The 13677-nt window shown below is 49.2% G+C and carries 10 protein-coding genes; 1 reads left to right on the top strand and 9 read right to left on the bottom strand.

Annotated features, from left to right (window positions below; all coding sequences use genetic code 11):
• Positions 1 to 13: 13 nt before the first annotated feature.
• The 7 genes from AC58QG_RS18120 to AC58QG_RS18090 form a co-directional block, all read right to left on the bottom strand.
• Positions 14 to 2176 carry a hypothetical protein gene (locus AC58QG_RS18120; RefSeq protein WP_497363527.1) on the bottom strand — a complete coding sequence of 721 codons (2163 nt, stop codon included), beginning with the start codon at positions 2174 to 2176 and terminating at the stop codon, positions 14 to 16.
• A gap of 48 nt (positions 2177 to 2224) precedes the next feature.
• Positions 2225 to 3661 carry an ABC transporter substrate-binding protein gene (locus tag AC58QG_RS18115; protein ID WP_497363526.1) on the bottom strand — a complete coding sequence of 479 codons (1437 nt, stop codon included), beginning with the start codon at positions 3659 to 3661 and terminating at the stop codon, positions 2225 to 2227.
• A complete protein-coding gene (locus AC58QG_RS18110; RefSeq protein ID WP_497363525.1) occupies positions 3642 to 5042 on the bottom strand; it encodes an ABC transporter permease in 1401 nt (466 codons plus the stop codon). The genes AC58QG_RS18115 and AC58QG_RS18110 overlap by 20 nt, the downstream gene beginning before the upstream one ends.
• Positions 5043 to 5060: 18 nt before the next feature.
• Entirely contained in the window at positions 5061 to 6203 is a 1143-nt protein-coding gene (locus AC58QG_RS18105) for an efflux RND transporter periplasmic adaptor subunit (RefSeq protein ID WP_497363524.1), read from the bottom strand.
• Positions 6204 to 6236: 33 nt separating this feature from the next.
• Positions 6237 to 7130 carry a carbohydrate ABC transporter permease gene (locus AC58QG_RS18100; protein ID WP_497363523.1) on the bottom strand — a complete coding sequence of 298 codons (894 nt, stop codon included), beginning with the start codon at positions 7128 to 7130 and terminating at the stop codon, positions 6237 to 6239.
• Between the two features lie 32 nt (positions 7131 to 7162).
• On the bottom strand, positions 7163 to 8032 hold the full coding sequence (locus AC58QG_RS18095) for a carbohydrate ABC transporter permease (protein ID WP_497363522.1): 870 nt from the start codon (positions 8030 to 8032) through the stop codon (positions 7163 to 7165).
• A gap of 596 nt (positions 8033 to 8628) precedes the next feature.
• The gene (locus AC58QG_RS18090; protein ID WP_497363521.1) at positions 8629 to 10269 is read right to left on the bottom strand and encodes a DUF8769 domain-containing protein; all 1641 of its coding nucleotides are present in this window, start codon (positions 10267 to 10269) and stop codon (positions 8629 to 8631) included.
• Positions 10270 to 10522: 253 nt separating this feature from the next.
• Here AC58QG_RS18090 and AC58QG_RS18085 point away from each other — a divergent pair, with 253 nt between their 5' ends.
• Entirely contained in the window at positions 10523 to 11422 is a 900-nt protein-coding gene (locus AC58QG_RS18085; RefSeq protein WP_497363520.1) for an AraC family transcriptional regulator, read from the top strand.
• On the opposite strand, the gene AC58QG_RS18080 is transcribed toward AC58QG_RS18085, so the two are convergent.
• Together AC58QG_RS18080 and AC58QG_RS18075 are read right to left on the bottom strand one after the other, a co-directional pair.
• A complete protein-coding gene (locus tag AC58QG_RS18080; RefSeq protein ID WP_497363920.1) occupies positions 11406 to 12488 on the bottom strand; it encodes a Gfo/Idh/MocA family protein in 1083 nt (360 codons plus the stop codon). The genes AC58QG_RS18085 and AC58QG_RS18080 overlap by 17 nt on opposite strands.
• Positions 12489 to 12510: 22 nt before the next feature.
• Entirely contained in the window at positions 12511 to 13665 is a 1155-nt protein-coding gene (locus tag AC58QG_RS18075; RefSeq protein ID WP_497363519.1) for a Gfo/Idh/MocA family protein, read from the bottom strand.
• Positions 13666 to 13677 lie beyond the last annotated feature (12 nt).

Below are 13677 nucleotides of genomic sequence, written 5' to 3'. Positions count from 1 at the left end.
AAATAAGCTTAGGCTAGTCTGTAAATATGAACCAATCCAGTTCTTTGGTTGCGATTAATTTTTTCTGCCCATTTTGAAACTGGTGGTAGACATTCAATTGATACGTCTTCATATCACTGATTTGATAAATTTTATCTTTGTTCGTGTACGTGATCGTGGCATCATGGAAGCCCACTTGAAGTGATTTGATTGGATCGCTCCCATCAAGCTCATACGTTTGGCTCATGATGAGTTCTTTGCCACTCTGGTTCAAGTCATCTTTCAGCTCAACAATGAGCGAATGATCCTTCATATTGGTTTCCACCAGTGTGTTTCTTTTCAATTCATAATCGAAATCAAGCAAGACCGTTCCTTGTGCAAAATTAATCTGTGTCCCGATATGACTTAACGTAACCGTATACGGATACACGTCCAGTTCGGAAAAGCCACTCTCCGGCTCTTCGATTTCGACTGGTAGTTGGAAGGAAGCGGCGTTGACGTAGCCCTCCTCTGACGAGCTCCCTCCTTTATCCGAAGCTGCACCTGAGAAGGTTACCGCATCGCCAAGAATAAGCTGCAAATCTGCTGTCTTATACCCCTTTGGAACGGTTGCATACACATAAATAAGTGCCTTGCCACCCGGAATGACCTTATTGTTGAGCGATGTCATATGAGCAGGGAAAACCGTCCCGTCTTCCGCCTTAAATTGTGCAACCTGCTTTCGGAGATCCGTGAATCGCTTTTCTAGGTTTTCGACACTCAACTGAACCGCAAATAAATCAGCACCTTCGCCTTGGAACGTTTGGGTGGATCGCACAGAATATGCAGCGCTTTGCCCAATATCAGCAAGCTTTCTTGTCTCATTGGCGGGAATCACCTTCATCCCCATGAGCTCTTTATTATGATGAAACGTGAGCAGATCACTCACCTGGTTATCCGAAGCTTTCTCTTGCAAAACGAGATTCAAGTCCTTGAAATCGCTCGTATACGGTATTTTCCCCGCTAGCTGCAGATTGATCTCTTTGCCCGGCTGAAGGCTAATAACACGGTCTGTCTGAATTAAGCTAGCCTCGACAGTAACCGCATCATCAAGCTCAAAATAACCTTTCAGATCCGGAATAGGCAGCGCCTGACTCCCCTTATTCGTTAACGTGATGTTCGCTGCCAAGATGTCTTGATCCTCCCACGGCAATCGCTGCAAGGATGTCAAACGTGCGGTATAGGTACCTGACTTGTTGGAGAATTCGTAGTCGTTACCCAGCGAAACCTCAACTTCCACAGCTTCCGGCACTTCGAAAAAAACGACCGGCAGCTTCAAGCTGCTTTTGCCGTCGCTTCCAGTCATCGTTTCCGTGATAACAAGCTGCCAACCCTCTGCTCCCGCTTCCCTAGGGATGGACCCGGTGAGCAACCCTTCTTTTTCAGTCAAAGGTTGCAGCTCTGTACTTTTAACCAATTTAGTCGCTTGCAGCGGATACATGTGCCCTTGGGCGGTGCGAATGAAATAGCTCAGATCTGGCAGTTTGATGCTGCCTGTCCCCTTATTTTCCATTTCAAAATAGATCGACGGCAAATAGTTATCATCATTTCTACTAATGGACGTACGTTGGATGTTCGCGTAGATTGGCGTACCGTCGATACGAACCGAACGTTTCGCTCCCACTGGCGTCAGCACACTGTAATCATCAGAAGGAGACACCTGGCCCACCGCGCGCTCAAAGCCAGCGACTGAAAAATCCAGCTGAACTAGCTTAATGACGATGTCCTGAAGCTCGGTTGTTGCGTTCACTTTTGCATAAAAGCTATATGATTCACTTGTACCTGGTGCGATCCGATTCGTATCGCTGCTCTGCGCTAACTGGTTGACTGTAAAGGTACTGCCAGCCTCGGACTGCAGACGTACCCAATAATTCTTAAAAGACAGCTCGCTCACACCGCCGTTATACACACTTACCGTGAAAGTGACCATCCCGTCCTGATCGCCAGGCAGCAGCATGACATCTTTGACTTCCATGTAGCTAGCTTCGCCGATAGTGGCTTTCCCTAGCGATGTAGAGCCTATTACCCGCTCCTCGGCAGGCTCTGCAGCAGCAGACGAAGCAACCCCAGCATCGGCTGAAGCCGAAACGGGGGAAGCCACGCTGCTTAGGAGGAGGAACAGAAGCAAAAACAACATTTTATGGTGACGAATCGTCATGATGCATACATCCTCCTTGGATGAAGAGCAATTTTGTTACTACATTAGTTACTCTTGTAAATACGTGCTGACCTTATTTTGAATCACTTTCACAACTTCCTCAGCGGACTTCTGCCCTTGGAAAAATGGCGCCGATTCTTCTGCAACGATGTTGGTAATTTTCAGATCGCTTTCCCCGTACACGCTAATATTGTTTAGCACTTTCTCCATAGCGGCAACATCCTGCTCCGTGGCAGGCTGAACAGTCGTTGCTTTGCCATTGATGTTAAGCTTCATTGTTTTGCCGCCGCCTTCGCCGCCTGTTCCCAACGTTTTCAAGAAGTCGATTTGCGCTTTAGCTCCAGTCTTGTTAACCGCAATTCCCGTCAACTCTCTAGCCGATTGCATCTCATCAGACAGCAAGTACTTCACGAATTCCCAAGCTGCCTTCTTGTTGGCTGATTTGCTATTGATCGCAAGTGGCAACGATGAGGTGAACTGGGTTCCTTTGGCTTCGCTATCGGAAGGCAGGTTGTAGTACCCTCCCTTACCTTCGAAATTCATCTTCGGCATTGTATACATATCCATGTACATCAGTACGTTCCCTCTAGGTTGGAAAACAACATTGTTAGGGTCCGAGTTGTCCGCGAGAATCAATTTGTCGTCATACATGGATTTCGCCAGCTTAAGCAGGTTAATGAAATCCGGGGAATCGAACTTCGCTTTCTTCGCGCCCACATCGACGAATTTAGAGAAGCTGCTGTTGAGCATCGAGGTGATCAGCTCGGCAGGCTCTATTTTGCCCATTGGATACGTGTCTGGCTTACCGTCATTATTTTTATCCGCGACCAAAGCGCTGGCTTTTTTCTTAAAATCTGCCCAAGTCCACTTGCTGTCGTCGATCTGCTGACTACTCAATACAGCTTGATTGCCGAGCCACATATTCAACCCCACTTTAATAGGGACCGCATATAAGGAACCGTTATATTTCATAGCATCGAAAATACCTGCGTAATAGTTATCCTTTTTGAACGAAGCATCTTTACTCATCAGGTCACTGATATTCTCTAGCAGCTTCTTGTCCGCATATTTCTGATAAGGCAGCCCGCTCGTCACGATGATATCCGAAGCTTTACCACTCATGAGCTCAGCCCCCACTGAACTGGCATATTTCTCCGTGTTTTTCGGATCCGGCTTCTGCATGATCATCATCTGCTGCCCTTGCCCTTGTCCTTGCCCAGTCGCCGTTTGAGGTGCCGCTGCATACTCCTTGATGTTAATTTTGGTATCGGGATGAGCTGCTTCATACTTCTGTTTGGCTAACTCCAAGAAGCGATCGGATGTCATGACGGACAGTGTGACCGTTTTGTTTCCTGTAGCAGGTGTTGTCGTACTTCCAGCGTCACCTGTCGTAGTCGTATTAGTACTCGATGAACAAGCCGTAAGAGATAACATAGAAACGAGCGAACAAGCAATAACCGATTGTTTAACTGTGATTTTGCGCATAAGAAAATTCCACTCCTTCAGATGGTTTAAAATGAATAATTGCAACGGTGCATAGCGCACCTACTACCGCATAATCCAGCGGCTCGATCTGGTAAGACAATCCCGCCCACTCCGCTATGGCAAAAGTGATAACAGCTGCAACTGGCACATAGGTGAACACGCGCTGCAGTTGGGCATACACGGGTACTCCTTCCAGTACCCATAACCGAATGCCAAGCAGAATTAGCGGCAAGCCGAACAGCATGCCTGCGAAGAATAACCTGGCTGAAAGCCGATTGGCGGCATCCATCAATAACTCCTGCGGCGATGGGACGTATCCAATTTGTGCCGCTTCCTGTTGCCATAGGCTGCGCAGCTTTTCCATATAAAATGAAACATCAATAATTTGCTCCGGAACCCATTCCAGCGGAATGTAGAGGTGAAACCGGATGCCCATCCATAGGGCAATGATGCAGGCCGTCATACCGAGCACAGCGAGTGTGTTTATTAGCAGCGGTGATCGCTCGTGAATCAGCGCATCGGTCCAGTTATCTCTAGCTAATCTTCTTGTTAGTACACCTTGAATGACTGAGCTTTGTCGCATCACTAACCGCACGAGCATGTAGATCGCGAGCATACCGAATATAAACAATTGAATGAATCGCCACTGCGCCATTCGCGTATGAGCAAGCTCGTGGTTGACGATTTTGAATTGCGATGGATTGTGACCGATTGCTCTGAGGGCTTCCTTTACTTGACTTTCTCCACCAGCAACTGCGCTAGGTTTACCTGCCATTTGAATAGTATTGATACTCACATCTGGCTGGACATCGAACAGGGTCGTGACGGGAATCAGCACCTTCGGTATGCCATCGTCGGCCATCTGCCGCAGCAATGAGCCCTCATCCTCGCTAACCCCGATGACGGTAAAATTCACACCGAACAGCTCAATCGTTTTTCCTACGACTTGATTGGCGTGGAATAGCTGCTGAGCAACCGTCGCGCTAACTACAGCGACTCGGCTGTGCTCATCCACCGAGCTTTGTGCGAACGAAGTACCCGCCTTCAGCTTGATTTCGTTAAAATCTGAATAGGCATCGTTCACACCGAACACATCGGTATTCAGCTTTGCAGCACCATAGACCGCTCGCGTTTCCTCTCGCGCTGCATAAGCGATCGGCAGTGCCCACTTTTTCGTCAACAGTTCTGCATCTTTTAAGGACAAGCCTGCTGGGCTTGCCCGCGCTGCCGATGGATCCACGTTCACCGTTAACTGCTGCATCCCATAGGCGCCGTTCGTCTCCTTCCACTCGCTTACAACGGAAGCGACTAATCCACTGCTGGCCAGCAGCAACAGCACACCAGCAAATACCATCCACGCGGCCAATCGGGAACGCTGCATAACCTGCCCTCCTCTCTTTTATTGATTCGCTCGGACGCGGTCCCCGTCCGCAGTCGATTTCGAGCTAGAAACGATTACTTTATCGAGCGGCGTAATGCCATTCTCGATGGATGTTTTCGTATCATCCGCATCTCCGAGCTGGACATTTGCCCGTTGTGCCACGTATTCCGTGCCTAGCGGACCTTTCTTTTCTTTAAGGAGCAGCACATACGTCCCTTGATCATCCTCCCGCACAGCATCGTTAGGCAGGAGTGAGCGGAACGAGGCTGTTTTTTTAACAATATCGAATTCCCCAGTTTCTCCGCCTTTTAATCGATCATCCTTCAGCGTGAAGGTGATTTCCTTGCCCTTTTGACTGGACTGATTGGACTGACCAGAACCGGAAGAGCTCACCGCATCCCGAATATCGGTGATTTGCGCAGGAATCCTAGCATTGTTAAGCGTGGCAAAAATGAGCTCCGTCTTATCTCCCACGGCGACATATGGAGCTTTCGCATCGTCAATGGTAGCCTTCATCTGCTGACCCTTAGACAAATCCGCAATGCTCACGGCAGCTTTCCCACTCTGAACCGGTGCCCCCTTCACGGCATTCACAGCCGTTACAATCCCGCTAACAGGTGCAGTCAATCGAGAGGATTCCGCAAGCTGGCGCTGTTGGTTTGCCATTTGCCGCTCCAAGATTTGCATGTCAAGCTGCGTACTCTCGATATCACGGGCCATGCTGCGCATTTGCTTCTCATCATTGCTGCGGAAGGTTTCCTGATAGTTTTCCTGGAGCTTTTCCAAGCTCAACTGCTTCTGGGCATATCGCGCCTGATTGTCTTTCAGCGAATCTTCTGTCTCTCTTGTTTTAAAAACCACCAGCTCTTGGCCAGCCTTCACCTTATCCCCGACCTTCACCTCGACCTCGCTTGCGACCCAATTAGTCTCCACATAGACATCTGCGGTTTCGGCAGACTCCACGGTTCCAGAGCCTGTCACCTCATGTGACAAGGTCCCTGCCGAGGCCTTCTCCACGGTAACTTCTGCAAGCGATATCCCTAGCAAGGTATTGGAGAAAAACGTCAAAGCGACCATGGCGAGAATAAAAGCAACGATGGCCTTTCTAATTCCTTTCTTCTTGGCGCGTTCGCCGCCTTCCGCAGCCATTAATGCATCCATACAACGTTCCTCCTATGTAAAATCCATTCATCCTCACCCTTTAATTCCAGACAGCTGGATGCCCTCGACCAAATACTTCTCTGCATACAGTGCCACCAGGAGAGGCGGCAGCATATACACCACCGAAGCGGCGAAAGCAATGCCTCGCTCCTCGTCACCAATGACGGCTAAGTACACAGATAACGGCTGTTTGATCGCATCATTCAGAAAGATCAGCGGCTGCTCCACCATATTCCAGTTATCTATGAAAACTAGGATCGATAGTGCCGCTATGCCTGTGCCGCACATCGGCAGAACAATTCTTGTCCATATGTAAAAGTGACTCGCGCCATCCACACGTGCCGCTTCGATATAACTGGCAGGCACGACCATCATGAACTGCCGCAGCAAGAACACACCAAAGGCGCTGAAGATGCCAGGGTAAATAATCGACCCATACGAACCTAGCAGCCCAAGCTTATCTGCGACAATGAAGTTTGGCACCAGCGTGACCTGAAAGGGCATCAGCATCGTGACAATGTACAGGAAGAAGAGCGGCTCGCGAAAGCGAAAACGCAAGTGGGCAAAGGCATACGCCGCGAGCGAAGCCACAACAAGTTGACCCGCGATGATCGGCACTGTCATTTTCACCGAATTCCAGAACATGAATAGAAACTGCGGTCTGCCAACCAATACGGCGTAGAATTGGGATAAGGTTACACGATCAGGTATCCATTTCATGTTGATGAATTGGCCATCATCCGTATCTCCCGAAAGGGCAGCATAGTTGCTCGAAATCTCTGTTTCCGCCATGAACGAGTTCGCAATGGTCAGCGCCATCGGGAACAGAAATCCTGCCATCAGCACGATGAGCACGGTAATCAGCACGAATCGCGATGTCTTGCGTCCCATACGAACGACAAGCGGCTTTAAGCGGCTTTCTTGCATGAATGGTTCTCCTTTCCAGCACCAATCCTCCGTTATCCGATTGATTTGCTGATGCGCCTTTCTACCACGAATAGCGTCAAGACGAGTACTACGATCACCAGAGCCATTAGAAAAGCGGCAGAGGTTAGCTTCTGATAATCCAGTGATTTGAACATGTTGTTCATATAATGCTGAAGCATATAAATGTTTTCATCCGGGTAATTTCCGGCAATTAAGTATGTCTCTCGGAACATTTTGAAAGAGTTAATAATGGACATGATGAAAACGAAGAAAGCCGTCGGCGTCAAATAGACTAACGTTATGGTTCGCCACTGCCGAAACTTGCCCGCTCCGTCCATCGACGCTGCCTCGTAATAATCGTTTGGAATATTCTGAAGTCCCGCTAGGAAGAGGATCATATTGTAGCCAATGTTTTTCCACAGGTAGACAATAATCAGCACATACAAGGAAGCTTCGCTTTCCATCCAGTCGTGCGGACGTATCCCCCAGCTCGCAAGCCATGCATTGATCGTCCCATGCAGGTCGAATAAGGCATTCCACACCAGCACCACGGAAGCCACCGGTACAACAAGAGGGCTCAAGAACGAAATCCGGAACGTTTGGCGCATCGGCAGCTTTCGATTAAGAAGCATAGCCAGCCCCAACGCAACTAGCATGTTCAGCGGCACACATATGGCCATAAAAAGACTTGTATTCACGGATGCCCGCCGAAAAATGGGGTTTCCCAGCAGCTCGCGATAATTTGCTATCCCCACAAATGAGCCATCCACAGGGCTGTCCATGAGTGAATAATAAAACCCCATCCCAAAAGGTATCAAGAAAAACACTGCAAATCCTGCCAGGCTCGGCAATAGAAATAGAAGTGCTGTAAGACCCTCGTTGTTGCGTAACCACCTCAGCACAAATGCGTTCCTCCTTCCCTCAGAACACATTCTCTCATTCGTAAATTAGAAATGGATTAGAAGGAGATGCAGATCGAGTTCAAGGGATTACGCACGACAAAAAAGCCCATGACGGATGTCATGGACTTACTTACTTTCTCTCTACATCGTTGGTCCGCTGCTCCCGCTCGCGGGATTTCTTCCCCCGCGTTAAGTTGCGCAACCTGGTTCCGTTAGAACGCTGAAATACCCACTAAAGAGCCACTTTTGCGCTCTGACGTGAATTTAGTGATGTTTTTCATCACTACAGTATAACTTTCGGCGGATTCGTCTCGTTCCACCACCTGTAAGCTTGTTTTTCATCACTAAAGAGCCACTTTTGCGCTATAACTCGAATTTAGTGATGTTTTTCATCACTATTAAATGACTTTCGGCGGATTCATCTCGTCGGTGGAGGGAAGTCAGCTTGAAAATGAGGAGCGTAACCAAACTTCCCCAGAGTCAGAGCGTCAGGACGTATTTCGAGGCTCAATCACTCCTTTCCAAGCTGGAGTTACACCTGCTAAACCATCAGTCGCTCACGGAACCATATTCCGTTTCCCTTTCTTGATCTAACTCTACCCGCCCTGACGAATCGTAAATCGCATCCGATCCGCCTCGCCCGGCACATACAAATAAACAAGCTCCAAATACCCCTCGCGCGTGACGATCGTCGGCTCCGGCGCTTCCGCTTCTACGGAGAGCACAATCCCCGGCTGCTTCCATAAAGTTGGTGCCAAGCCTGCGGCATCCAGCCCTGATCCCCTGAACTCGAATAGCAATTCAATCGGCTGCTCCGCCGTAAAATGCACATCAATTCGCAGTCCATCCTGGTCTGCCTGAGCATTGTATCTGATCCCTCTCATATGCTTACTCCAGTGACCGCCCACCTCACGCCGTACAAGCCGTACCGAGTAGACTTGGCCGTCTCCTCCATGCCAATGAATGGTAGCTGGATGCAACTGACCACTTGTGTTCTCACTTCCCGACAGTCCACCCATCATGTAGTTCTCAGCAATCCAAGCCGTAGCCGTACAAAGCGGCGTATTCTCTCCAGGCTTGTTTCGCTCACACAACTCGCGGAATTGCTTCGTCACTTGTCTAGGTTCGCGGTGCTGAACGAGCAGCGGCTTCACACCATCTGGCACTCGCCCACCTACATAAATGAGCAGCGGATCAAGCTCCTCATCATCACCATGTTCAACCATGTGCTCATAACCCGCTCCCAGCGCAAGATACAGATGCGCACCCAACGAGCTGTGATGCAGCATTTCCATTTCATAGGCGCGTGTATATGGACCAGATAGATTTGCGAGATTTGGGTTATAAAACAACGCAATATTTTCCCATAACCCTTGCAGCACTTGGTTACCCACTTCATGAATAGCAGCCGATTTGCCGAAGGCAAGCCACAAGCCCAACGCCGTCAAATCCACCGCATAATAGGTCGCTGAATTAAACTCCGCAAAGGAGCCGAACTCACTAAAATGCGCCTGAAATTTAAGGACTTCCTTTTGCGCATGCTGGGTCCAAACTGCATTCCCGAATCGATGCCCAAAGAAATCAACGATGAATATATGCATCAGCTCAATATTCGTATTCATCGGAATAGCATCAGACAGACGCCGAGCGATCGAAGCACTTACCGTTTTGCCCATCGCCTCATCCATCGTTGCTACAAGCTCAGGAGACAGCTTCTCCTCGAACAGCGCCAGAATCGCCGCAAACGAACATGCAATGAACTCACGCCAGTTCGGATCATAGCTTGCCCAGACCCGAGGGAGCACGCGATCCACCGCATTCCGAAATTGCTCTTGTACGCCATCCTGGCCCATTGTCTTCTCCAGCTCAGCACCAATACGCGTCAACGTCTCTTCCAGGTAAAATGCAAAGCCCGGCGTGTCCATCTGTTGCCAAGGATAATTCCCCTTCGGTGGATCCAAGTCTTTATCTGTGCGACGGAAGGTGCCATGGTAAATTTCCTCTGGCGCATCTAATTGCAGGCGAATGATGCTGCGAATGAGGTCACTTGCTCGCTCCACATCGCCTAGTTCATCCCGCAGCAGAAGTCCAAACGCATAATGCGAGCTTGCGCGAGTGTCATATCTATGACTTAAATTGCGAAGCAATTTCGTTTCCCCGTCATAGCGAGCGTCACACCCTTTTAGATAATGCCGCAGTGCGAACTTCTGTTTCTCATTCAATTGGATCTGTTCCATCCTTCCTCCAACTCCTTCTATGTACGACTATCCTTTGTTGTCGATTATACCTTGTATGTACACATTGTTGGAGTACGAAAATACGCCAAATGCAAAAAGCCCTCAACCGCCAGCATCATGCCAGCATTAAGGACTTCCTGCTATTTTCACGATCTAATATCGTACGGCGTCTTGCCGACTTAAGCATCATTCCTGTATACTTTGGCTGTATCGAGCGCCTATTATCCCATGCCTTGGAGAGGAAGTGACTCTGATGTCCTATGTTCAAAACATCGGCTTGAACGTTATCCCGCTCTATTTTACCTATCAGCGACAAACCATCGGAACCGAACAGTATCAGGGCACATTCCACGCCCATCAAGGCATTGAAATCTTAATCGTTCACGAAGGACATGGCACACTCATTGTCGATCAGAAGAGCTATGAAGTGACCTCCGGTATGCTCTGTGTCTTCCAGCCCTATCAGTTGCACCATATTCAAATGGACCCAGAGAAGCCATTCGTGCGCTCTATTGTTCACTTTGAGCCATCCTTATATGAAGCCTACTTCGAGCATTGGCCGAGATTATTGGCTTTTTTTAAGCATATTCATACAAGCAACCTGCAAGCTCCTTGCCTTTACGAGCTAGAAAAGGCGGACCAGTTTCATCCGCTTTTCGAAAGCTTGCATAGGAAACTGCCTTCCTTAGGCAAACAAGATGAGCTAGAAGAGTATTCCCTCTTTCTAATCGCTTTCTTCCGCAGCTTCATGCCTTTGTGGGAGCAGCGCGAAGGCCAGATCCATTCCGGCACAACACGCAAATCTCATCAAGCCGAGCGTATTCTCAGCTGGTTGGAGGAGCATTACACCGAACCGCTGCGCTTGGAGACGATGTCTGCTGAGCTGCATCTCTCTCCTTACCACTTGTCCCATCTGTTCTCCGAGTGCACCGGCACCAGTATTTCCGACTATGTGACCGCACGGCGGCTGCAGCAAGCTGTGAAGCTGCTAACGTCGACAGATCAGACGGTGGCTCGCATTGGCGAGGCGATTGGTGTGACGAATTGCTCTTACTTTTGCAAAATGTTCAAAAGCCAAATCGGCGTGACGCCGCATCAATATCGCAAGCAACGGCAAAAGGGGCATAACATAGCCATTACTCGGCTGTCGTAATCATCATCGCATCGCGCTGTGCGATCAGGCACAGCTCCGCTGCTTTAAAGGTATGCTCCTGTGTCATCGCGACTTCCGTACGATTCAAGCAATCTAAGATCAACTGGCCAAAGTAAGGGTAACCGACTTGACCGCTGACGGCGAAATGCTGTTCCCCATCCTTGTTCACGAGGTACACATGATTACTCGTCTGTTCTCTGGCGATATCGACATATTTGCGAAGCTCAATATACCCATCACTCCCCAGAATCGTCATGCGGCCGTCGCCCCATGTACTTAAGCCGTCCGGCGTCATCCAATCCACGCGGAAATAGCCGGTTGCGCCATTATCTCCGACCAAAGTAGCATCTCCAAAATCCTCAAAACTTGGATACTGCGGATAATTGTAGTTCGCTACTTTACTATGTACAACCTTCGCATCTTTTGCCCCCGTAAAATATAGGAACTGCTCAATCTGATGACTTCCAATATCGCACAGAATGCCACCGAATTTCTCCTTCTCAAAAAACCATTCCGGTCTACTCGACAAATTAATTCGATGCGGCCCTAATCCAATCACTTGATGAACGCGACCGATAGCACCTTGTTCGATTAATTGGCCCGCATAAATTGCGCTTTCCACGTGCAGACGCTCGCTGTAATAGACCGCGTACTTCTGCCCTGTCTCTGCTACCTTCGCACGAGCTGCTTCCAATTGGTCTAGCGTTGTGAAAGGAGCCTTGTCTGTGAAATAATCCTTCCCGCTGTCCATCACTCGCAGTCCGAGAGGACCACGATCGCAAGGGATCGCCGCAGCCGCAACGAGCTTCACTTCTGCATCCTCCAAAATCTGCTCCAACGAACTTGCCACACGTACCTCAGGGTATTTGGTCAGGAATTTATCCACTTTGGCTGGATCCGGATCATACACCCATTTCAATTCCCCGCCAGCTTCCCGCAGCCCATTGCACATCCCATAAATATGCCCATGATCCAATGCAGCCGCTGCGAAAATAAACTCCCCTGGCTGACATACCGTTTGAAAGTTCCCTTGTGGAGCGTAATTCATGCCATCACTTTTTTGCATCATCGTCAGTCTCCTCTATATGTTATTTAAATGAACTTCCCGTTGTAATCGTCTGTGGCGCGAAATTTTCGATGGATGTGTTCTTCTCATAAAAATGGGTCGCATTCGCCTGCACGCCGCTTCTCGTATAGAACGCATCTTCTGCGCCAAGTGGGAATTTCACAAGCTCGCCTGTGCTCGCTGATTTGTAAATCCCCGTGATGAGCTCCAACGTTTGACGGCCGCTAATCCCATCGATTAGCACGGAAGCGCCAGTTTCAATCGCGGTTAACACATTATCGACTTGACCGATATGTCCCTCATACTTCACTTCCGGCAAGCTGTTGTACAACGTCTCTAGCTGTTCCTCCAGCTCCTTGTTCGGCTCTGGAAAGCCATTCGACGTCGAGTTCGACGCCTTCACCTTCCATGGCGCAGACACACGTGCTTTCGCACCTTGGAAAATCAACTGCTGCTCCTCGCCATGATGAACAACCGAGCTCGTTATTTGCCCTAGGGAGCCGTTGGCGAAGCGTAGCATTCCGATCGAGAGATCCTCAACCTCTGCGTTATCATGCGACACATTGCTCATAAATGCTTGCACTTCCGTCGGGCTGCCCATCATCCAGAGCAAGGCATCGATATGATGCACCGCATGGTTCAGCGTCGGGCCTCCGCCTTCTTTTTCCCACGTTCCGCGCCACCAGAGATCATAGTAGCAATGACCGCGCCACCAGAAGGAATCGACTTGGACGTGAACAACTTTGCCCATGAGGCCGCTTTCCAGCACAGATTTCATTTTCATCATTGGCGTCTTAAAACGGTTCTGCGCCACAACGGACAGGAGCTTACCCGTCCTCTCAGCAGCTGCGTTCATCAAATCGCATTCTTCGAGCGAGGACGCCATCGGCTTCTCCACCATGACATGCGCGCCGGCTTCCAGAAACTCAACCGTAAGTGAAGCATGTGTATACGGCGGCGTGCAGATCGAAACAAGATCGATATCTTCTTGCAGCAGTTCCTTATAGTCCTTCACCGCTCTCGCATCATTCAGCTGAAAATGATCAATACGTTCCTGCGCTTTATCCTCATAAATGTCACTAATCGCTACGATTGTACAACGCTCCGGAAATTGTAAATACGCTTCAATATGCGCCTTTGAGATCGCGCCAGCACCAATAATTGCTACCTTCAGCATCCATGTCATCTC

The organism is Paenibacillus sp. J22P169 (assembly GCF_059691995.1).
The sequence above is the reverse complement of the archived record's forward strand: the minus strand, read 5'-3'. Positions and strand labels throughout refer to the sequence as shown.